The 22,980-nt window shown below is 56.4% G+C and carries 17 protein-coding genes; 14 read left to right on the forward strand and 3 right to left on the reverse strand.

Features of this window, described 5'->3' with window-relative positions; all coding sequences use genetic code 11:
• The first annotated feature begins 13 nt into the window (after positions 1-13).
• From dppB to Y71_RS00930, 11 genes are all read left to right on the forward strand, one after another.
• On the forward strand, positions 14-1,033 hold the full coding sequence (gene dppB, locus Y71_RS00880) for a dipeptide ABC transporter permease DppB (protein ID WP_007369570.1): 1,020 nt from the start codon (positions 14-16) through the stop codon (positions 1,031-1,033).
• Positions 1,034-1,042: 9 nt separating this feature from the next.
• Entirely contained in the window at positions 1,043-1,945 is a 903-nt protein-coding gene (dppC, locus tag Y71_RS00885) for a dipeptide ABC transporter permease DppC (protein WP_007369571.1), read from the forward strand.
• A gap of 10 nt (positions 1,946-1,955) precedes the next feature.
• Positions 1,956-2,939, forward strand: a complete 984-nt coding sequence (dppD, locus tag Y71_RS00890) for a dipeptide ABC transporter ATP-binding protein (protein WP_007369572.1) — start codon at positions 1,956-1,958, stop codon at positions 2,937-2,939.
• Entirely contained in the window at positions 2,936-3,949 is a 1,014-nt protein-coding gene (gene dppF, locus Y71_RS00895; protein WP_007369573.1) for a dipeptide ABC transporter ATP-binding subunit DppF, read from the forward strand. The genes dppD and dppF overlap by 4 nt, the downstream gene beginning before the upstream one ends.
• Before the next feature lie 625 nt (positions 3,950-4,574).
• Positions 4,575-5,066, forward strand: a complete 492-nt coding sequence (bcsO, locus tag Y71_RS00900; protein WP_007369574.1) for a cellulose biosynthesis protein BcsO — start codon at positions 4,575-4,577, stop codon at positions 5,064-5,066.
• On the forward strand, positions 5,057-5,860 hold the full coding sequence (bcsQ, locus tag Y71_RS00905) for a cellulose biosynthesis protein BcsQ (protein ID WP_007369575.1): 804 nt from the start codon (positions 5,057-5,059) through the stop codon (positions 5,858-5,860). The genes bcsO and bcsQ (Y71_RS00905) overlap by 10 nt, the downstream gene beginning before the upstream one ends.
• A gap of 16 nt (positions 5,861-5,876) precedes the next feature.
• Entirely contained in the window at positions 5,877-7,991 is a 2,115-nt protein-coding gene (gene bcsA / locus Y71_RS00910; RefSeq protein WP_007369576.1) for a UDP-forming cellulose synthase catalytic subunit, read from the forward strand.
• Positions 7,988-10,273 (forward strand): cellulose biosynthesis cyclic di-GMP-binding regulatory protein BcsB, encoded by a 2,286-nt coding sequence (gene bcsB / locus Y71_RS00915; protein WP_007369577.1) that lies wholly within the window; start codon positions 7,988-7,990, stop codon positions 10,271-10,273. Before bcsA (Y71_RS00910) ends, bcsB begins: the two co-directional genes overlap by 4 nt.
• 14 nt (positions 10,274-10,287) lie before the next feature.
• Positions 10,288-14,283 (forward strand): cellulose biosynthesis protein BcsC, encoded by a 3,996-nt coding sequence (locus Y71_RS00920; protein ID WP_007369578.1) that lies wholly within the window; start codon positions 10,288-10,290, stop codon positions 14,281-14,283.
• Positions 14,280-14,762: a cellulose biosynthesis protein BcsD gene (gene bcsD, locus Y71_RS00925; RefSeq protein ID WP_007369579.1), complete on the forward strand. Its 483-nt coding sequence runs from the start codon at positions 14,280-14,282 to the stop codon at positions 14,760-14,762. Before Y71_RS00920 ends, bcsD begins: the two co-directional genes overlap by 4 nt.
• 4 nt (positions 14,763-14,766) lie before the next feature.
• Positions 14,767-15,762: a family 8 glycosyl hydrolase gene (locus Y71_RS00930; RefSeq protein ID WP_007369580.1), complete on the forward strand. Its 996-nt coding sequence runs from the start codon at positions 14,767-14,769 to the stop codon at positions 15,760-15,762.
• Positions 15,763-15,801: 39 nt separating this feature from the next.
• Here Y71_RS00930 and bcsG read toward each other — a convergent pair whose 3' ends face one another.
• The 3 genes from bcsG to bcsE are packed head-to-tail and all read right to left on the reverse strand — an operon-like array spanning position 15,802 to position 19,227.
• Positions 15,802-17,481 (reverse strand): cellulose biosynthesis protein BcsG, encoded by a 1,680-nt coding sequence (gene bcsG, locus Y71_RS00935; RefSeq protein ID WP_007369581.1) that lies wholly within the window; start codon positions 17,479-17,481, stop codon positions 15,802-15,804.
• Positions 17,474-17,671, reverse strand: a complete 198-nt coding sequence (gene bcsF / locus Y71_RS00940) for a cellulose biosynthesis protein BcsF (RefSeq protein WP_043956159.1) — start codon at positions 17,669-17,671, stop codon at positions 17,474-17,476. Before bcsF ends, bcsG begins: the two co-directional genes overlap by 8 nt.
• Positions 17,668-19,227, reverse strand: coding sequence for a cellulose biosynthesis c-di-GMP-binding protein BcsE (gene bcsE, locus Y71_RS00945; RefSeq protein WP_007369583.1), 1,560 nt, complete (start codon positions 19,225-19,227; stop codon positions 17,668-17,670). The genes bcsF and bcsE overlap by 4 nt, the downstream gene beginning before the upstream one ends.
• Positions 19,228-19,401: 174 nt before the next feature.
• On the opposite strand from bcsE, the gene bcsR reads away from it, so the two are divergent.
• The 3 genes from bcsR to bcsA (Y71_RS00960) are packed head-to-tail and all read left to right on the forward strand — an operon-like array spanning position 19,402 to position 22,960.
• Complete coding sequence (bcsR, locus tag Y71_RS00950) at positions 19,402-19,590, forward strand: cellulose biosynthesis protein BcsR (protein WP_007369584.1); 189 nt, start codon at positions 19,402-19,404, stop codon at positions 19,588-19,590.
• 11 nt (positions 19,591-19,601) lie between these two features.
• Entirely contained in the window at positions 19,602-20,360 is a 759-nt protein-coding gene (bcsQ, locus tag Y71_RS00955; RefSeq protein WP_007369585.1) for a cellulose biosynthesis protein BcsQ, read from the forward strand.
• Positions 20,357-22,960, forward strand: a complete 2,604-nt coding sequence (bcsA, locus tag Y71_RS00960) for a UDP-forming cellulose synthase catalytic subunit (RefSeq protein ID WP_007369586.1) — start codon at positions 20,357-20,359, stop codon at positions 22,958-22,960. The genes bcsQ (Y71_RS00955) and bcsA (Y71_RS00960) overlap by 4 nt, the downstream gene beginning before the upstream one ends.
• The last annotated feature ends 20 nt before the right edge of the window (positions 22,961-22,980 follow it).

A 22,980-nucleotide genomic window follows, 5' to 3' on the forward strand; every position in this document is an offset into this window, starting at 1 on the left:
GAGAATCCGGGTTATGTTGCAGTTCATTCTCCGACGTCTGGGGCTGGTTATCCCAACGTTTATCGGTATCACCCTTCTCACCTTTGCCTTTGTCCATATGATCCCCGGCGACCCGGTAATGATCATGGCGGGTGAGCGTGGTATCTCTCCTGAGCGTCACGCTCAATTGCTGGCTGAGCTTGGTCTTGATAAGCCGCTTTGGGAACAATATGTCCACTATGTTTGGGGCGTATTGCACGGTGACTTAGGCATCTCTCTGAAGAGCCGACTTCCGGTGTGGGACGAGTTTGTGCCGCGTTTTAAAGCGACGCTGGAACTCGGTATCTGCGCCATGATTTTTGCGGTCGCTGTGGGTATTCCGGTGGGCGTACTGGCCGCCGTCAAACGTGGCTCTATTTTCGATCATACTGCGGTGAGCCTTGCGCTGACCGGCTACTCCATGCCTATCTTCTGGTGGGGCATGATGTTGATCATGCTGGTTTCGGTGCAGCTCAACCTGACGCCGGTTTCCGGACGCGTCAGCGATATGGTGTTCCTTGACGACAGCAATCCGTTAACCGGATTTATGCTGATAGATACCGCCATCTGGGGCGAGCAGGGCAACTTTATCGATGCCCTTGCGCATATGATCCTGCCAGCCATTGTGCTCGGCACCATTCCGCTGGCGGTGATCGTGCGTATGACCCGCTCCTCTATGCTGGAAGTTTTGGGTGAAGATTACATCCGTACCGCGCGCGCAAAAGGGCTGACCCGCATGCGCGTGATCATCGTGCATGCGCTGCGCAACGCCATGCTGCCGGTGGTGACGGTTATCGGCTTGCAGGTCGGCACGCTGCTGGCGGGCGCGATCCTGACGGAAACCATCTTCTCCTGGCCGGGTCTGGGTCGTTGGTTGATTGATGCGCTGCAGCGCCGCGACTATCCGGTGGTGCAGGGCGGGGTATTACTGGTCGCGACGATGATTATCCTCGTCAACCTGCTGGTCGACCTGCTCTACGGCGTGGTGAACCCGCGTATTCGGCATAAGAAGTAAGGGGCCATCATGTCACAAGTTACTGAAAATAAAGTTATTGCTGCACCGGTGCCAATGACGCCGTTGCAGGAGTTCTGGCACTATTTCAAACGCAACAAAGGTGCGGTTGTTGGCCTGGCTTACGTGGTGATCATGCTGATTATCGCCGTGTTTGCTAACTTCCTTGCGCCGCACAACCCGGCCGATCAGTTCCGCGATGCGCTGCTGGCGCCACCGGTCTGGCAGGACGGCGGCACCTGGACGCACATTCTGGGTACCGATGATGTGGGCCGCGATACGCTGTCGCGCCTGATGTTTGGCGCCCGTCTGTCGCTGCTGGTGGGCTGTCTGGTGGTCGTGCTGTCGTTGATTGCGGGCATCGTGCTCGGCCTGGTGGCCGGTTACTTTGGCGGCGTTATCGACAGCATCATTATGCGTGTCGTCGACATTATGCTGGCGCTGCCGAGCTTGCTGCTGGCGCTGGTGCTGGTGGCTATCTTCGGCCCGTCGATCGTCAACGCCTCGCTGGCGCTGACGTTTGTCGCCCTGCCGCACTATGTGCGACTCACGCGCGCCGCCGTACTGGTGGAGGTGAATCGCGACTACGTGACCGCTTCCCGCGTTGCTGGTGCGGGCGCGATGCGCCAGATGTTCGTCAATATTTTCCCCAACTGCCTCGCGCCGCTGATCGTTCAGGCGTCGCTGGGCTTCTCGAACGCCATTCTCGACATGGCCGCCCTTGGCTTCCTTGGCATGGGTGCGCAGCCGCCAACACCGGAGTGGGGCACGATGCTCTCCGACGTGTTGCAGTTCGCGCAGAGTGCCTGGTGGGTCGTGACCTTCCCGGGTCTGGCGATCCTGCTGACGGTGCTGGCATTTAACCTGATGGGTGACGGACTGCGTGATGCGCTCGACCCCAAACTGAAGCAGTAAGAGGTTCGAGATGGCGTTATTAAATGTAGATAAATTATCGGTGCACTTCGGCGACGTTGGCTCCGAGTTCCGCGCCGTAGACCGCGTAAGTTATAGCGTGAACCAGGGCGAAGTGGTTGGCATCGTCGGTGAATCTGGCTCCGGTAAATCCGTCAGTTCACTGGCGATTATGGGATTGATTGATTTCCCCGGTCGCGTAATGGCCGAAAACCTGGAGTTCAACGGCCAGGATCTGAAACGCATTTCTGAAAAAGAGCGCCGCAGTCTGGTGGGCTCCGAAGTCGCGATGATTTTCCAGGATCCGATGACCAGCCTGAACCCGTGCTACACAGTCGGTTTCCAGATAATGGAAGCGATTAAGGTGCATCAGGGCGGGAATAAGAAAACCCGTCGTCAGCGCGCAATTGACCTGCTGACGCAGGTCGGTATTCCCGATCCGGCCTCGCGTCTGGACGTATACCCGCACCAGCTCTCTGGCGGGATGAGCCAGCGCGTGATGATTGCCATGGCGATTGCCTGTCAGCCAAAACTGCTGATTGCCGATGAACCGACCACCGCGCTGGATGTGACCATCCAGGCGCAGATCATCGAGCTTTTGCTGGAGTTGCAGCAAAAAGAGAATATGGCGCTGATCCTGATCACTCACGATCTGGCGCTGGTGGCGGAAGCGGCGCACAAAATCATTGTGATGTACGCAGGCCAGGTGGTGGAAACCGGCGAAGCGAAAGATATCTTCCGCGCGCCGCGTCATCCTTACACCCAGGCGCTGCTACGTGCGCTGCCGGAGTTTGCGCAGGACAAAGCGCGTCTGGCTTCGCTGTCGGGCGTTGTTCCTGGCAAATATGACCGCCCCACTGGCTGCCTGCTGAATCCGCGCTGCCCGTATGCAACGGACAAATGCCGCGAGCAGGAACCGGCACTGAACACCGTCGATGGCGGCCGTCAGTCCAAATGTCACTACCCACTCGATGACGCCGGGAGGCCGACACTATGAGTACGCACGAGGCCACCTCGCAGCAGCCGCTGTTGCAGGCTATCGACCTGAAAAAATACTACCCGGTGAAGAAGGGAATGTTTGCCCCGGAACGCCTGGTGAAAGCACTGGATGGCGTATCGTTCAACCTGGAACGCGGTAAAACGCTGGCAGTGGTGGGCGAATCCGGCTGTGGTAAATCCACGCTCGGCCGTCTGCTGACGATGATTGAAACCCCGACCGGCGGCGAGCTGTATTACCAGGGTCAGGATCTACTGAAACACGATCCCCATGCGCAGAAGCTGCGTCGGCAGAAGATTCAGATCGTCTTCCAGAACCCGTATGGCTCGCTGAACCCGCGTAAAAAAGTAGGGCAGATCCTCGAAGAACCTCTGCTGATTAACACTTCTCTCAGCAAAGAGGCGCGTCGGGAAAAAGCGCTGGCGATGATGGCGAAAGTTGGCCTGAAAACCGAGCATTACGATCGTTATCCGCATATGTTCTCCGGCGGTCAGCGTCAGCGTATCGCTATCGCCCGTGGTCTGATGCTCGATCCGGATGTCGTGATTGCCGACGAACCCGTTTCCGCGCTGGACGTCTCCGTGCGCGCTCAGGTGCTCAACCTGATGATGGATTTGCAGCAGGATTTGGGGCTCTCTTACGTCTTTATCTCCCACGATCTCTCTGTGGTTGAGCACATCGCCGATGAAGTGATGGTGATGTATCTCGGCCGCTGCGTGGAAAAAGGCACGAAAGACCAGATCTTTTCCAACCCGCGTCACCCGTACACTCAGGCGCTGCTCTCTGCAACGCCGCGCCTGAATCCGGATGAGCGCCGCGAGCGTATTAAACTGACCGGCGAGCTGCCAAGCCCGCTGAATCCACCGCCGGGCTGCGCGTTTAACGCCCGCTGCTCCCGTCGTTTCGGCCCCTGCACGCAGCTGCAGCCGCAGCTGAAAGATTACGGCGGTCAATTGGTTGCCTGCTTTGCCGTCGACCAGGATGAGAACGGCGAGAAACCGCACGCGTAATCCTCATGTGCCCGGCAGCGTTCAGGTTGCCGGGCCTGCCACTTTACTCTGCACCCGACAATCGATATTCTCCGCTGCTGACAATCCTTATAAACGTTCCGACTTAATTTTGAAATTTTCAATAAATTTACCTTAAAACGAACGGAGAGATAATTTCAGTAGGAATAATGGGTTAGCGGAATAAAACAGTTTTATGACTCCCAATAATTATTTCTAAATATTTCTCTGAGTAAGCAAAAATTAAGGTTATTATTTCTTTGTCTGGATTATTACTCTTTTAATCAAGGTAAAAATGACATTTATTAATATAAATTTAGGTTAAGCTGGTTTTTATCCCCATAATATCCCTACATTTTTGGACGTTAATACTTTAATAGATACAGCAGCAAAAAAAGATGGCACATGTATGGGTATTGTTTATATATTTACCGGAAATAAACACCGTGTTAGCAATGCTGAAATGTAACACGTAAAAACAGGCGGAAGATCATCGCCGAAACATTATCTTGTACCCGCGCAAACACAGCACAGCCAAAATAAAAAGCCACAACTCGACCAATATCCGGGCGCTGAGATCTTTAGCGGTGGTGGGTACAATATTATTTTGTAAATCATGAGATTAACAATGAATCATTATGATGATTTGCAGAGGTTTAAGGATAAAACCCGCAACCAGAAACACGATTTTAAGGATCTCTCCGCGCAAAACCCTGGCAGCGACCAGGGAAACTGGGCACTGATCCAGCAGCTCTCTCCGGCAACGGATGAATCGACGCTGACCATGGGCGGCCATGTTTCTCTTCCTGTCCCGCAATCCGTTGAACCGGATCTCTTTGCCCGCACAGAGAATGCGCCCGCAGTCGACGTCAGCGAACCTGCGTCAATACCGGCTCCTTCCATTTTTCAAGGAGTTGCCAGCCAGCTTGCGACGGTCATTCCGCCCCCGGCGCCTGTGCTCGCCCCCACACCGGTGAGAGCGTTGCCTGCCGAGGGGGTAAAATCTGCCACCGTCAATTACGCGCAACTCTTCGCCGCCAAAGTGCCGGAAGCAAAGCCGAAAACGGAAAAAAACCAGCCATTACACTCGTTGTTAGAAAGGATCGCGTCATGCCGTTGATTTGTGTTTGTTCACCGAAAGGCGGTGTCGGAAAAACGACCCTGACGGCGAATCTGGCGTACGCGCTGGCCCGTTCGGGCAGCAAAGTTCTGGCGCTCGATTTTGACGTGCAGAATGCGCTGCGCCTGCATTTTGGCGTACCGCTAACGGACGGACGCGGCTACGTTGCCAAAGCGGCGGAATCGTCGGACTGGAGCCAGTTTGTCCTCACCGCAGGCGGCAATATCTTCGTCCTGCCTTATGGCGACGCCACGGAAGAGCAGCGACTCACATTTGAAGAGCGGCTGGCGAATGACGAGCACTTTTTAACGCGTGGACTGAATACGCTGTTGAACTATCCGGGTCTGATTATCGTCGCGGATTTTCCGCCAGGGCCGTCGGCTGCGTTAAAAGCCATGTCGCGGCTGGCCGATGTGCATCTGGTGACGTTGCTGGCGGATACCGCATCGCTCTCCCTGCTGCCGCAAATCGAAAACAACCGCCTGACGGGGGACGTGCTCAACCGTAAAGCTGGTCACTATTTTGTGGTCAACCAGAGTGATAACCGCCGCCAGATCAGCCGTGATGTCACCACGTTTCTTGAGCAGCGCCTGGGCAACCAGCTCCTGGGTGTGCTGCACCGCGATGAAAGCGTTGCCGAAGCGAATGCCTCACAGCAATCGGTGTTCGATTTTAGCCCGGCTTCCGCAGCCGCTTTCGATATTGAACTCATTGCAAAACGCGTCGCCGGCATCTTAGGCGTCAAAATCGGTGACGGGACGGTTCACAACTCGCCGCGCATGTCAGGTTTCTAACGCTCACGGGCAACCTATGAAAAAGCTTCTTTCTGTTTTGCTGGTACTGGCAATGGTTCCTGTCGCCCTGCTGGTGGTCATTACGCCGATGGACAGCCAAAAGCAGTATATTTTTGGCCTGATCAGCATGGGTATTTTGTTCCTGCTTGGATTCAGCAAAAAGCGCAGTGTTTCGGTGATTATGGTCGTGATGTCAGCGCTGTTGTCGACACGCTACATGTATTTCCGCCTGACCCAAACCCTGCATTTTAACTCTGAGATTGAAACCCTGCTCGGCATGGGACTGTTCCTTGCGGAAGTCTATGTCTGGGTGATGCTGCTGCTGAGCTACCTGCAAACTGTGTGGCCGCTGAAGCGTGAAATAGTGCAACTGCCGGATGATATGAGCCAGTGGCCGACGGTGGATGTCTACATTCCGACCTACAACGAACCGCTGGATGTGGTGCGTGATACGGTGCTCGCCGCGCAATGTATTGATTACCCGCGTGATAAGATGAAAATCTACCTGCTTGATGACGGTAAACGCCGGGAGTTTGCGGTGTTCGCCGCCGATGTCGGCGTTGGGTATATCACCCGTAACGACAATGCGCACGCCAAAGCCGGCAACCTGAACCACGCGATGAAGCTTACCCACGGCGAGCTGATCTGCGTCTTCGACTGCGACCATGTTGCCACGCGAATTTTCCTGCAAGCTACGGTCGGCGGTTTCCTGAAAGATCCGAAACTGGCGCTGGTACAGACGCCGCACTACTTCTATTCACCGGATCCGTTCGAACGCAACCTGTCGGTAGGCCGCAACATTCCTAATGAAGGCTCACTGTTCTACGGCCCGATCCAGCAAGGCAACGACAACTGGAACGCCACCTTTTTCTGCGGCTCGTGCGCGGTGATCCGCCGTAGCGCGCTGGAGGAGATTGGCGGTTTTGCCGTGGAAACGGTGACCGAAGATGCACATACCGCGCTGAAATTGCAGCGCCTGGGCTGGGGCACAGCGTTTATCGATATCCCGCTGGCGGCCGGTCTGGCGACCGAACGCCTGGTACTGCATGTGATCCAGCGTACCCGCTGGGCGCGCGGCATGACGCAGATTTTCCGCCTCGATAACCCGCTGCTGGGACGTGGGCTGACCCTTCCGCAGCGTCTGTGCTACCTGAGCGCGATGCTTTATTACCAGTTTGCGCTGCCGCGAATCGCCTTTTTGACCGCGCCGCTGGCTTATTTGCTGTTTAACCTGAACATTATTCACTCTTCGGCCACGTTGGTCTTCGCCTACGCGCTGCCGCATTTGTTCCTTGCCGTGTTCGTTAACTCGCGTCTGAACGGACGTTTCCGTTACAGCTTCTGGGGAGAGATTTATGACATCGTGCTGGCGTTCCATATTGTCCTGCCGACCGTCGTCACCATGCTGTTCCCGAAACGCGGGAAATTTAACGTCACCGATAAAGGCGGCCTGCTGAACGTTGGCTATTTCGATTTCAGCGTGGTGCGCCCGCATTTGATTATCGCGGTGTTGCTGGCAGCTGGCGTGGTGGCCGGGATTGTCCGCGCCTGCGCCCATGATTACTTCGGCGTCGATCCGCGCGTTATCGCCCTTAACGTCGGCTGGGGGCTGTACAGCCTGATCTTCCTGCTGGCGGCAATTGCCGTGGCGCGGGAAACCCGTCAGACCCGCAAAACCATCCGTATTGATGTCGATATTCCGGTGTTGATCCACTATGCCAGCGGTATTACCTCGCGCAGCCAGACCGCCGATTTATCGATGGGCGGCTGCCGTATCGTGGTACCGGACGAGCGCCACCAGAGCGATGAAATCGAAGAGATTGAGCTGCTGCTGCAATCGGGTGCGATTGCCATTCCGGCTCGCATCATCGCCAGCGATGCAGAGTATATCCGCCTGATGTTCGACGATATTCCGCTGTCGCGCCGCCGTGAACTGGTGCGCGTGGTGCTTTCCCGCGCGGATGCGTGGATCCATCCGCCGAAACCGCAGGACAACCCGTTCCGCTCGATGCTGACCATTGTGCGCTGCGTCTTTGATCTCTTCTGGCTGACCTGGACATCGCGTCGGGAAAACCGCCGCCTGCGGGCAGAGCTGGCGGCGAAGGCGACGTCGGAGGAGGGCGGCGTATGAAACGTCTGACAACGCTGGCTATGCTGGTCGGTATGCTGTTTATGGCGCCGCTGCACAGTGAGGAAACAACGGTTTCATCGCTGCTGCCGGTTGATTTACCCCCGCCGACAACGACGCAAAGCGCATCGGCCTTTGTGCCGTCGGTGGTCAACAGCGTGAGTCTGGCGCAGATGGGGCAACCGCAGGGATTAACCCTGAGCGGCGGCCAGTTCCAGAGCGGCATCGATTTTACCCTACCGATGGATCAGGTGATCACCAACGCCCGGCTGGCGCTGAATCTAAAGATCTCCCCGGCAATGGCGGCGCGTAATGCCACCCTGCAATTGATGCTTAATGGCCAGCCGCTGGGCACCGTACCACTGACCGCTACTGATAGTGATCTGTCGCGCTACCAGCTGGATATTCCGGCAGCGCTGATGGTTTCCAGCAACAACCTGAGCTTCAAAATCAATGATGGCGATGCGATGCAGTGCCAGCGCGATCTGAACGATAAGTATCGTGTCACCGTCCTGCCGGATTCGCGTTTTGAGCTGGAAGGGCAGCAACTGGATATTGGTGCCGATCTGAGCCACTTCCCGCGCCCGTTCTTTGACAGCATGCAGATGTCGCCCACCAGCATTGCGATGGCATTCGGCTCGACGTTGAGCGCCGATGCCATTAGCGCGGGTGCATTGATCTCCTCGTGGATGGGGATTCAGGCTGATTATCGCGGCATCTCGTTTGCGGTATATCACGATCGTCTGCCGGAACAGAACGGCATCCTGATCGGCCATCCCGGCGAGCAGATCGGCGGCCTGACGCTGCCGCAAACCACGCAGCCGCTGCTGAAAATTATCGATAACCCGGCGAACCCGGTGTACAAGCTGCTGCTGGTTGTCGGCAAAGATGAACATGAACTGCGTGCGGCGGCCTGGCGGCTGACGCGGGGCAATTTCACGCCGCAAACGCCTGCGTTTGATGTTACGGCGCAGACCATTCCGTTGAGCAAACCCTATGATGCGCCGCGCTGGATCCCAACCGATCGTCCCATCAAGCTTCATGAGTTGATCCGCAAAGATCAAAGCCTGACCGCCACCGGGATCTGGCACTCGCCGTTGCAGGTGGCATTTCGCGCCGCGCCGGATCTGTTTTTGTGGGACGGAGAAACCATCCCGCTGCATATTGGTTACCGCTTCCCGACGGAAAACTGGATCGATGAGCAGCGCTCCTGGCTGAGCATGACCATGAACGACACTTTCCTGCACAACCTGCCGGTCAATAAACAGGGCGCGCTGGAAACGCTGTGGCACAAACTGGGCGGCGATGCGCGTCAGGAGTCGTTCGATATGCCGCTGGAGCCGTACATGATCTACGGCGATAACCAGCTCTCGCTCTACTTCAACATCGTGCCGAAAGAGAATGCGCCGTGCAGCACCTTGCTCAACAACAACATCAAAAGCCGCATTGATGATGATTCATGGATCGATTTAAGCCACACGCGTCACTTTGCGCTATTGCCGAACCTCTCCTATTTCGTTGGCGCGTCGTTCCCGTTTACCCGCATGGCGGACTACGCGGAAACGGTGCTGATGCTGCCGCAGAATCCGTCGGAAACGCAACTCGCCACGCTACTGGATATGGCTGCTCGCTCCGGTAATGCCACCGGAACGGCGCTGGGACATAACCGCGTGGTGCTTGGCGTTCCCACCGGCGGCGGCCTGCAAGAGCTGGTGCGCGATCGCGACGTGCTGGCGGTCACGGGCATGGATCAGCACGACTTCAACCATGCGCTGCTGGCTGACTCGCCGTTTATCACCCATGACAACACGCTGGGCGTGCGCGCGCCCTCCCTGTGGCAGAAAGTGCAGCGCTGGATGGCGGGCGACTGGGCGGCCGAAGGGCTGGAGGCCGATCGCTACTTCTCCTCTAACGAAGCATGGCGCGGTTTTATCAGTTTCCGCTCACCGTGGAACGATGAGCGTCTGGTGGTACTGGCGCTGGGCAGCAGCGATGAACAGCTTTCGCACCTGCATAGCGATCTGGCCTCAGCGCGTATTAACGCCGGTATTCGCGGCGATGCCGCCATCATCACCAATGAAAACGGGGTACGCAGCTTCCGCGTCGGCGAACAGTTCCCGAGCGGTCAAATGCCACCGCAGATGATGGTGGTCTGGTATGCCAACCAGCACTCAGCGCTGCTGGCCATTCTGGGACTGCTGGTCGGTTCGCTGGCGGGCTGGCTGTTCTATCTGGCGCTGAAAAAGCGCGAGCGTAAACGTCTGCATCCGGAGAACAGCAAGTGAAAAGGGTGACCACAATGCGAAACAAAACCGCCCGCCGGTGGACGACCGTTTGCCTCTCCGGCGCACTTGCGCTCAGCGCTGCCGGGCAGGCACAGGCCGCGCCGAATGATGCGGCCTTAAAAGCGCTGTTCGATCAGGCCAACTACTGGCATGAAAAATCCCATGACGACCTGGCGATGGAGTCGCTGAAAAAGGTGTTAATGGTTGATGCCAATAACACCCGGGCGATGTATCTGATGGCGCTGTGGGCGCAGCAAAATGGCGATTTGCAGACCGCCGCGCAGTGGCGTTCGCGGCTGGCGCAAACCGCGCCCGGCGATGGCGAATTGCAGGCGCTGGATAACGCCAAACAGATGGCGCAGGTGCCGCAAGGGCAGCTCACGCTGGCGCGTCAGCAGGCGCGGAGCGGCAACATTCCGGCCGCGCTGGAGACCTGGCGCAGCCTGTTTAACGGCAATACGCCTCCGCCGGGTCTGGCGCCGGAATATTACCTGACGATGGCGAGCGACAAAGCGCTCTATCCGCAGGCGCTGGCGCAGATGCAGCACATTGTGGCGCAGAATCCGCAGGACAATGCCGCGCGCGTGGCACTGGGCAAGATGCTCACCTGGCGTGAAGAGACGCGCCGCGACGGGATTTTAATGCTCGAACCGATGGCCAGCGGCAGCAAAGATGCCGATGCCGGTTTACGACAGGCACTGCTGTGGCTTGGGCCGCAGTCCGGCGATGAGCGCTTCTACGACACCTGGTTGCAACGCCATCCGCAGGACAGCGAAGTTCAGGATTACTACCGCAAAAACATCGGCGGCGCAGCGAAAGGCGCGGGCTTTACCGCCCTGAACAGCGGCGACAGCAGTACGGCGAAGCGGCAGTTTGAACAGGTGCTACAAACCAATCCGCAGGATGCCGATGCGCTGGCGGGCATGGGTTATATCGCTCAGCGCAATGGAGATTATCAGGCGGCGGCGCAATACCTGAATCGGGCGGCGAGCCTGGGTGGCGATGCCTCTGCCGAGCGCAAAACGCAGGCGGAGGACGCGGCGTTTTACGGCCAACTGGCGCAGGCGCAACAGGCGCTGAAAGAGGGCAATGTCAGCCAGGCGCTGGCCCTATCCGCACCGCTGGCGCAGCAGAGCGGCGAGCGGGGAACGGCGGCAAAACTGTTCCGCGCCGATGTGTTACGCCAGAACAAAGATTACCCGCAGGCGGAGCAGGCACTGCGCGCTATTCTGAACGACCAACCGCAGAATGCCCCGGCGCGCGAAAACCTCTATTACGTTCTGCGCGATCAAAACAAAACGGCAGAAGCTCAGAGCATGCTGCGAACCCTACCGGCCAGCTTGCAGGCGAAGCTGCAACCGCGCGTAGTAACCGGCGCGCCGGGCGATCCGCTGCGCCGTCAGGCGCAACAACTGGCTGCCAGCGGCAATACGCCGCAGGCGATTGCGCTGTTGCGTCAGGGCGTTGAGCGGTTGCCGGACGATCCGTGGCTGCGCCTCGATCTGGCGCGATTATTACAGCAATCCGGCCAGCAGAATGAAGCGGCGAGCGTTATGCTTCCGGCGCAAAGCAGCGGCGCGGGCGCAAGCTCCCTGTATGCCGCCGCGCTGTTCGCCAGTGAAAATGGCGGCTGGCAGCAGGCCAGCTCGTTGTTGTCGCGGATCTCGCCCGCGGGGCAAAACAGCCAGACGCGCGATCTCGCCCGCCGGGTGAACTACAACCTGCAAATGGCGACCGCCGATCGTTACCTGGCACAGGGCAATACTGTTGCCGCGTCGAATACCCTGAAAGCGCTCGCCAGCACGCCACCGGAAAGCCCGGCCGATGCCGGGAAACTGGCGCGGATGCTGGCGCAAACCGGCGATCTGACAACGGCGGTTTCGCTGGTGCGGGCCAATATGCAGCAGGGCGTGCAGGGCAATGCCGGGGATTACGCCGATCAAATTGCCGTGCTGAATCAGGCCGGGCTGAACCAGGAAGCACAGGCCTTTGTTTCCAGCCCCGAGATGCAGGCGCGCAGCACCCCGGCGCAACTGGCGGGCGTGCGTAACGGTTATGTGATTAATGAAGCCGATCGTCTGCGTGAGCAGGGCAACTATGCCGCCGCCTATGACAAGCTGATTCGCGCGTTGCAAAGCGATCCGCAGAATACCGATTTGATGTTCGCCATGGGCCGTCTCTACCAGAGCGGCAAAATGAACAAAGAAGCGGGCGTGCTGTATGACTATCTGATGACGCGCGACAGCGATGATCAGGCCGCGCGTGTCGGCGCGATTGATGTGGCGCTGGCGGAAAATAATATTGATAAAGCCCAGACCCTGGCGAATGGTCTGCGCAGTAACAGTTCACCGGAACGCCTGCTACTGCTGGCGCGGCTGGAAGAAGCAAAGGGTAACCATCAGCAGGCGATGACCCTGTTGCGTAGCGCCCGCGGCAAGCTGGTGGGGCTGGAATCGACCAACAGCGCGGCCACGCCAACAATTGGCGGCGTTTTGTTGGCTGATAACCCGTTTATGACTACCAGTAAAACCACGGCTGACACGGCTGCGCCTCAGTCGCTGTATGGGCAGACGTTGCCGTGGCAGGTGGCGCAGGTGGCCCGTGAGCCGGGCAGTAATCTGCCGGGCACTACGCGTACCGATCTGCCGGTAGAAACGGCGCAAAGCCGTACGCTGCGCCAGGTGGATGACATGATGCAGCAGATGAACGAAAAAACCGGCATGTGGCTGCAAGGTGAAGTGGATATTCGCGGTCGCGACGGGGAAACCGGCACCAGCAAGTTAACGGAAGCGAAAGCGCCGCTGACCTGGTCCAGTTCGCCGTTCGGCGATGCGCGCTTTGAATTTACTGCCACGCCAGTCAGCCTCAGTTCCGGTAGCGCTTCGGGCGATGCCTGGCGTCGTTATGGTTCAAACCCGCTGGCAGATGCGGCGAGCAATATTGCCACCTCCATCAGCAATGCCAACAGTTCTACGGCAACGGACGGCAGCGATAAATTTACCGATCTGACAAGTTACGCCGATGCCAGCAAACTGACACCGTTTACTGATGAGGGTTACAACAACCTGACCTCTTTATTGGGTTCGAGCCGCCTGAAAAGCCTGAGCGCATCGAACTACAAGAAGAATTACAACGATGCAATTAACGCCTCTACCGATTCGCAAAACGCCAGCGGCGTGGAGCTGAATATGGCGCTCAGCGGCGACAGCTACAAGCTGGATATCGGCAGTACGCCGCTCGGGCAGGATCTCACCTCGCTGGTGGGCGGCGTGAAGTGGTCGCCGAAACTGACCAACTACCTGACGCTGATCTTCACCGGCGAGCGCCGCGCGATCACCGACAGCCTGCTGTCGTATGTCGGACTACAGGATAAATACTCCGGCCAGCGCTGGGGGCAGGTCACCAAAAACGGCGGATCGGTACAGTTAAGTTACGATGATGGCGATGCCGGGTTCTACGTCGGCGGCGGAGGTTACAGTTATCTCGGGACGGATGTTGCCAGCAACACCAGCATGAACGCCAATGCCGGGGTCTATTTACGCCCGTGGCATGACGATTTCCGCCAGTTGCAGGCCGGGTTGAGCGTGAGCTGGATGGATTTCTCGAAAAACCTCAGCTACTTCACTTACGGCCAGGGCGGTTATTTCAGTCCGCAGAACTATGTCAGCGTCTCTTTACCGGTCGATCTTTCGCAGAAAATCGATAACTGGAAGCTGAGCATCGGCGGCGCTGTGGGATATCAGTCTTATACCCAGGATAAAAGCGACTATTTCCCGACCGAGCCTGAGGCACAGAAGATGCTCCAGCAACTGGCGGATCTTGGCTTTATCAAAGAGGCGCAGTACCAGGGCACTTCGCAAAACGGTATCGGCTACAACTTCCATGCGGGGCTGGATTACAACGTGAATAAAAATATGACGGTGGGCGGCAAAGTCGGCTACGACACCTTCGGCAATTATAACGAAAGCACCGCCGGGATTTGGCTCCGGTACATGTTGGGAGACAAATGATGACACACACTTCTGATACGCCGTTGCTCTTGTGGTTTCAGCAGCAGCAAACCGCGCCGGGCTGGTTTGATTTGCTGAGCGTAATGATTGACGGCATGGTAAACAACGTCGGTGAAGCGGAAAGCCTGCCGTTCCTGCGACAGATGGGTGATGCAATGGCGGAACGCACGCCGCTTCCGCCGTCGGAAACCGTGGGCGAACTGGAAGCCAATATCAATGCGCAACTGGCGCTGTTCAACTGGGGTTTTATCGATATCGATACCCGTGATGACGGGCTGGCATTTCGTCATCAGGGCTTGCCGGTCGCGCGGGAAGAAGCGCACCGGAAGCGCTGGTGCTTTGCTTTTTGCGCCGTGCTTGAGGGGCTGTATACCCGCTGGATGCAAGAGCAGGGTGGTGCGGCAGGTCTCGTTTTTACCCGCGAAAGGCTCTATTCTGTGTCGGATGTTCTCTTCCGTTACGCTAACCCAAGTGAGTAAACCCATGTTGAAGCGCGTATTCGCCGCTCTGGTGGTGATGGTGAGTCTGTTGTTTACGTCATTTTCCCAGGCTTCTGCGGCCTGGGATAGTTATAAAGCCCGTTTTTTAATGCCGGATGGACGCGTCGTCGATACCGGTAATAAAAGTGTTTCCCATACTGAAGGCCAGGGTTACGCCATGTTGATGGCGGTGGCCAGTGATGACAGAGCTGCCTTTGACAGCATGTGGAACTGGACGAATAAGACCCTGAGAAATAAAGATAACGGCCTCTTTTTCTGGCGTTATAACCCGGTGGAAGCCGATCCTGTTGCTGATAAAAACGATGCGACGGATGGCGATGTTCTGCTGGCCTGGGCGCTGCTGAAAGCGGGGCAGCGCTGGAATGTTCCGGCTTATACCAGCGCGTCGGACGCTATTACGCAGGCCGTGCTGAAACATACCGTGGTGAGTTATGCCGGTTACCGCGTGATGCTGCCAGGCGCGAACGGCTTCAACCTCAACACCTATGTGAACCTGAATCCCGCCTATTTCATCTTCCCGGCGTGGCAGGATTTCGCGAAACGAAGCCATCAAGTGGTGTGGCGCGATTTGATCGCCGACGGGCAAAAGCTGCTGGGGAAAATGCGCTTTGGCAAAGCACAGCTCCCGACAGACTGGGTTTCGCTGGCGGCGGATGGCAAGCTTTCCCCGGCAAAAGAGTGGCCGCCACGCATGAGTTATGATGCTATCCGTATTCCGCTGTATATCAGCTGGCAGGATCCGCAAAGCGCGCTGCTGATGCCGTGGCGTAGCTGGTGGCAGGGCTTTAGCCGCAATCAGACGCCGGCCTGGGTGAATGTGGCGACCAACGAAACGGCGCCGTATATGATGAATGACGGTCTGCTGGCGGTACGTGATTTAACGCTGGGAGAACCGCTGGCCGAGCCGCAAATCACCGCGCAGGATGATTACTACTCTGCCAGCCTGAAGATGCTGGTGTGGCTGGCGCAGCAGCGCTAACCGATTGACCCTCTCCCTTGCGGGAGAGGGCGCAGGACGTTACTGCGGATACGGTACCCAGTCGCCGCCGTTCAGGCGAACATACGGCTTGTTCTGGTACTGCAACACAATGGCGTTGGCGTTTTCAGAAACCGGTGCCGTTTGCGGCAGATTGCTGGTGAGCTGCTGCCAGTTGACGCTGTCCTCGGTGAAGATTTTGCCATCCAGCACCCGTGTCACCAGTTCTGATATCGCCAGGAAGCTGCTCGGCTGGTTAATCTCAATCGGCGCGCCCTGATGCGGCGCTTTCATGCCGAAGAATTTAATCGCTGTCGGTACATTGGTAATTGACGGGCTGGGGATATCACGCAGGCCGGAAACCTGCATTTTGTCGCCCTTCAGCGCCGCGCCGTGTTCCGGCACCAGCACCACCATCACTTTCCGCCCGGATTTCTCCAGCTGCGTGAAGAAGGCATCCAGCTCATCAAACAGTTTCTGCGCGCGCAGTTTGTAATCCGCCGTTTTACGATCGCCGGGATAGTGGTTCCCGTCGTGCAGCGGCAGCAGGTTGTAGAAGGTTGCGGTGCGTTGCCCCTGTTTGAAGCTGTCCGACTCCATCCAGCGGTTCAGCACGGCAGTATCGTCATAGACCGGCGAACCATCAAAAGAGAGCAGTACAGGCGGCAGGCCAGACTGATCCATCAATGGTACCTGCACGCCGCCGTTATCGCGGATCTCTTTCAGGAAACCGCCGAACTCGCCGTTATGGTCCATCATCAACTGCTGGGTAAAGCCCAGTTTCGCCAGATTATCAAACAGATAGCATTGGTTATTGGCCTGCTGATAGAGGTTTTTGTGCGACGACTGGCCGCAGCTGGCGCGCAACAGACGAATCGCCGCCGGGCCGCTGTAAGCGGTGGCAGAGTTGAAGTGTTTAAATACGATGTCGAAGTGCGACCACAGCGGGTGCGACATCAGCCCTGCTGCTTCAATATCATCCCACGAAAGGGAACAGATATTGATGACCAGCAGATCAAACGGCTGGGCGTCAGCGGGAAGCTGCGCCGGGAAAGTGCTCTGGCGCTTCTCTTCTGAGGCGTAGAAACTGGCAAGATAAGCATTCAGGTTTTCCGTGGTCGGCGGCGCGGTTTGCGCAGGCATATCGCCCACTACCGGGGTATCGCCTGCCGCCGCGACGGTTGCTGCCGCACCGCCGCCGGTTGTGGTCACCGTGGTGGTTGGCTGGCCGCCTGGCCACAAGTTAAATGCCGGTCCGGTCAGGGTCAGCACGTTCAGCCAGATCATAATGGCAACGACAAACACAGTAACGCGGATCCACTGTGATAAAAACAGCCACGCCACCAGCAGGACAAAAACCCCGCCAATCATTTGCCAGTTGATAAAACGGGTCACCAGATCAAGCAGATAGTCGGCGCTGAAACCCGCGACCTGCGAGCCCTGGCTCATCATACTTTCCGGGCCAGGCAGCCAGGTGTCATGCCAGAAGAGACCAAAACCAATCGGCAGTGCGATCCAGTGACGCAGACGATGTAACCTCATGCGCGGCAACGGCATCAGCAGGAATGCCATAAAAACCAGGTTCAGCAACGGATGAAAGTTAAGGTAGCCCGCCCATAACAGACCGAATTTCAGCAGAAAATAGAAGTTCCAGCCGGAGAGGCCGCGCCAGTATTGCCACAGCGGCGAAGGCGTTGAAGTGGTCATCGATGAATTAGTCATGTTTGCGGTCTGCCTTGACGAACGATTCCCGGCGCAATATTCCTGCCGGTTTTACATAGCGAGGTCTGGTAAACAAGATCCGAAATGCGGACCGGATAGGGCGTATCCAGTGGCGCGCAAGATAACCCAGCGGGAAAAAGATCAGTGCGCAGAAGATGATAAGCTGAACGATATCGCTGACTGACATCATGATGTGCGCTCCGTGGTGTCACTGAATAAGCGGTAAGGCTCCGGAATACGGCGCCAGCCTGTACCGTCATGTTCGGCGTTAATGACTTTCTTCATTCCGGCAGTGTCAGGCAGCGGTTTAGCCAGTTTTTCCGGCGTCAGCATACGCATCTGCACCAGTTCCGCGGCAATCTGATTATCTTCAAACCACACCATCCGGTTTGAGAAGATATCCGCCGTTGGCAGCGGGAAAATGTGGTTCAGGGCGGTATCAAGATCGTTGACACGGCAAAAGGACAAAAACAGCACCAGCCGGTTGTCGCTCATGCTGACAATATCCCCCACGCGATTAGGGCGACAAAGGGTAAGTGCTTGTTCGACGCGAATACCCGGTACCGGGCGCAGCGCAACCATTACCCCTTTGCCATCCGGCGGCAACAGTTGGTTATTGACCATATTGCTTATCGCATCGCAGAAGATATTCCACGGCTGGTAGCCGCGCAGCTTCAGAGGCTGGGTCATGGAAAGCAGGGTGGTGATATCTTCCGGCACCAGCCGGTTGAATTGTTGCCCCTGCACGCTTTCAATCAGAGTCAGGCAGCGCGATAGCGGCGCGTTCCAGGGAATAACCATATTCGCGCCGCAGCCCAGCAATAATCGCTCATCGGTCGCGCGCAGGCTGGCCTGACTTTCACGGACGATAATTTTTAAACCGCTGCCGCGCTGGCGGCGCAGGGTATGTACCTGGCGGGCGATACTGTCGATCTGGTTGTTTTGCGCCAGGGAAAAAATCAGCGTTGCCGCCTGGCTTGAACGGGCTTCTTCAAACAGCGCTTCGTTTGTTTCAAATAAAGACCAATATTCGGAAAGCGGCGGCGCACCTTCCAGAACCGCCACATTACTTAATATTCTTTTTTCATCGCTGCGCGGTTGTACGGCGGTTTCTTCCTGCTTCGCTAATTGCCACCGGTCATCATGATGATGAAGAATCAGTTGCTGGCGGGCGCTGATCCCTTTTTCATTACACCACCAGGCAACATCATAAAGATGCATACCGTTTTGATAGCGTAAACTTGCCAGACCAAACAGTGAGCGATATTCACTCATCAAAATCGAGGCTTGTTTGTCATTGTTATTGCCGGGATTAATAACCAGCAAAGTACAATTATGATATTTCGCCCACTCATGCGTTTTTTCTAACCATTGATGTATTTTGGGGCCAGGAACATTCTGCCAGGCATTATTAGCACAGAGCAGTATAAGTAAATAATTCTCAGGCTCAATGGTGCAGAGTAAATCGCGGGCGAAAAAGTATAGGCTATTACTCTGGTTTGGCATGGAAAATAGACGAATTTTTTGGGGGCCGTGATCTTTATCCAGTTTAAGGATGCCCCGTAGATCGTGGTCCATACCGATAACCGCGACATTTGCCTCGGTATCTTGTTGTGCAATAGTTTGATTAATAAGGCTAACTGCATCAGTTTCGCGATCGGCATTTAACCACCAAACGCCGCCTGTAGGCATATGACGCAATTCGTCCCATAAAGACTGAATGCCAATAGAAAATATGGGGTCCACGATGTCCCTCTTGAAACAAATTTATCTGTATCTCAGTTTACTAGCGAAAGCTGAGAAATAAACCTAACATTGAAATTAAAGAACATCAGTTTTAGCATGTAAATGAATTTTGTCGGGCATGATGCCTTGCTACAATCAGTGCATGTGTTTTCTATTCAAATGGATCGGGCCAGAATGCATAACAATGAACCAAAAACGCAAACAGACCCAACTCTGGGTTATACATTCCAGAATGATTTTTTGGCGCTGAGCAAGGCTTTTTCTCTACCCGAAATAGATTACGCCGATATTTCCCAGCGTGAACAGTTGGCTGCGGCTATTAAGCGCTGGCCGTTGCTGGCTGAATTATCCCGTCAACAATAAGGCAACAGTAGATGGCCATTTTGGGATTACAGGGGATCCGCGGCGGTGTGGGTACAACATCGATTACAGCGGCTCTGGCCTGGTCATTGCAATTATTAGGCGAATCGGTGCTGGTTATTGATGCCAGCCCTGACAATCTGCTGCGCCTTTCATTTAATGTCGATTTTGCCAGCCGTGGCGGTTGGGCGCGCTCCGTGCTTGATGGTCAGGACTGGCGCGATGCCGGTTTGCGCTACACTTCGCAGCTTGATGTATTGCCGTTCGGCCAACTCACGACGAACGAGTGGGATGTTATTCATCAGCATGACGCGTTAAACCAACTTGCTGCTCTTTTACAGGCGTTAAAAACGCAGCAACAGTATCACTGGGTGCTCATCGATCTGCCGCACGGTTTTTCACCGTTGACGCGGCAATTCGTCGCCGCGTGCGATCATGTTTTCACCATTATCAAACCCGATATCAATTGTCATATTCGCCTGCATCAGCAGCCGCTGCCTGCGGGGTCGCATATTCTGATTAACGACCTGCGGATCGGTAGCCAGTTGCAGGACGATTTGTGGCAGGTCTGGTTGCAAAGCCAGACGCGCATCCTGCCGACGACTATCCATCGTGATGAAGCGCTGGCGGAGTGTCTGGCATCGAAACAACCGCTGGGGGAATACCGCAGCGACTCGCTGGCCGCAGAAGAGATGGTGACGCTGGCGAACTGGTGCCTGCTACATTGCGCAAAGCCGCGCGAAGGTGGTGAGCGAGAGGGGAGCCGGCCATGAGCGGTCCCGCCAGCTGGTTGTTGATTCCGCCGGTCAGCGCACGCTTACGCGCGCGCTATCAGCACTATCGCCAGCATGGCGCCTCGTGGTTCAGCGCAGCTTCTGGCTGCTTCTGGGTGATCCTCGCCTGGCTGTTTATCCCGCTTGAACATCCGCGCTGGCAGCAGTTACGGGCACAACAGCAGCACTGGTTTCCGCATATCGATCCTGACCGGCCGCGCCCGCTTGATCCGGCGCGCTACCTGCTGCAAAGCCTCTGGCTGCTGGTGACATTACCCTGGGGACCGCCGAAATCGGCGCGGCGCCAGCGTTTTGCCCGTATCCGCGCATTGCGTGGACGCTGGTATCACTGGCTTGATACCTTGCCGGAACGCGTGACGCATCGTACGGGTCATCTCGATCACAAAAAAGAGCTTAGCCATATCAGCCCGCACCTGCGGCGCTTTATTTTAGGCGTCATTGTGGTGTTTTCGCTGATCCTCGCCCTGCTGTGCATTACGCAGCCGTTTAACCCGCTGGCGCAGTTTGTTTTCCTGGTGTTGCTGTGGGGTGTTGCACTGCTGGTGCGCCGTATTCCGGGACGCTTTTCAGCGCTGATGCTGATTGTGCTGTCGCTGACTGTCTCTTGTCGCTATATCTGGTGGCGCTATACCTCAACCCTCAACTGGGACGATCCGGTCAGCCTGGTGTGCGGCCTGGTGCTGCTGTTTGCCGAAACTTACGCCTGGATAGTGCTGGTGCTGGGCTATTTCCAGGTCGCCTGGCCGCTGAACCGCCAGCCGGTGCCGCTGCCGAAAGATATGTCGTTGTGGCCGTCGGTAGATATTTTCGTGCCGACCTATAACGAAGATCTCAGTGTGGTGAAAAACACCATTTACGCGTCGCTCGGTATCGACTGGCCGAAAGACAAACTTAAAATCTGGATCCTCGATGATGGCGGCCGCGAAGAGTTTCGCCAGTTCGCCAGCATGGTGGGCGTGGAGTATATCGCCCGCACGACGCATGAACATGCGAAAGCCGGGAACATCAATAACGCGCTGAAATATGCGAAGGGCGAGTTTGTCTCGATTTTCGACTGCGACCACGTTCCGACGCGCTCTTTCCTGCAAATGACTATGGGCTGGTTCCTGAAAGAGAAAAAGCTGGCGATGATGCAGACGCCGCACCACTTCTTCTCGCCGGATCCGTTTGAACGTAACCTCGGACGCTTTCGTAAAACGCCTAACGAAGGCACGCTGTTCTATGGTCTGGTGCAGGACGGCAACGACATGTGGGATGCCACTTTCTTCTGCGGCTCCTGCGCGGTTATTCGTCGTGGGCCGCTGGATCAGATTGGCGGGATTGCGGTGGAAACCGTCACTGAAGATGCACATACCTCACTGCGTTTACACCGCCTTGGGCATACCTCTGCGTATATGCGTATTCCGCAGGCGGCAGGGCTGGCGACCGAGAGCCTTTCGGCGCACATTGGTCAGCGTATTCGCTGGGCGCGCGGCATGGTGCAGATTTTCCGCCTCGATAACCCACTGTTTGGTAAAGGGCTGAAACTGCCGCAGCGGCTGTGTTACGTCAACGCCATGTTCCACTTCTTATCGGGCATCCCGCGGCTGATCTTTCTGACTGCGCCGCTGGCATTTCTGCTGTTACATGCCTACATCATTTACGCCCCGGCGCTGATGATCGCCCTGTTCGTGCTGCCGCATATGATTCACGCCAGCCTGACGAACTCGAAGATTCAGGGGAAATATCGCCACTCTTTCTGGAGCGAGATCTACGAAACGGTGCTGGCATGGTATATCGCGCCGCCTACGCTGGTGGCGCTGTTCAACCCACACAAAGGCAAATTTAACGTCACCGCCAAAGGCGGGCTGGTGGAAGAGGAGTACGTGGACTGGGTGATCTCCCGTCCTTACATCTTCCTGGTTCTGCTTAACCTGGTAGGTGTGCTGGTGGGGATCTGGCGCTATTTCTACGGCCCGGAGAACGAAGTGCTCACCGTGTTCGTCAGTATGGCCTGGGTGTTCTACAACATGGTTATTCTTGGCGGCGCAGTAGCGGTATCGGTCGAAAGCAAACAGGTGCGCCGCGCGCACCGTGTCGAAATCTCCATGCCAGCGGCCATTGCCCGCGAAGATGGTCATCTCTTCTCCTGTACCGTCCATGACTTCTCCGACGGCGGTCTGGGCATCAAGATTAATGGCCAGGCGCAGGTGCTGGAAGGGCAGAAAGTGAACCTGCTGCTGAAACGTGGTCAGCAAGAGTATGCGTTTCCGACTACGGTAGCGCGTGTCATTGGCAATGAGGTCGGTCTGCAACTGATGCCGCTCACCACCAAACAACATATCGATTTTGTGCAGTGTACCTTTGCCCGTGCAGACACATGGGCGCTGTGGCAGGACAGCTTCCCGGAAGATAAACCTCTGGAAAGTCTGTTTGATATTTTAAAACTGGGTTTCCGCGGCTATCGCCATCTCGCGGAATTTGCTCCGCCGTCCGTCAAAGTGATTTTCCGCTCATTCACCGATCTGGTGGCCTGGGTGGTGTCATTTATTCCGCGTCGCCCGGCACGGAATATGGCCGTGCAGCAACCAACGACGTGACTGGCTCAACAATGATGAAA

Origin of the sequence: Kosakonia radicincitans DSM 16656 (assembly GCF_000280495.2) — a bacterium.
Classification (GTDB): Bacteria; Pseudomonadota; Gammaproteobacteria; order Enterobacterales; family Enterobacteriaceae; genus Kosakonia; species Kosakonia radicincitans.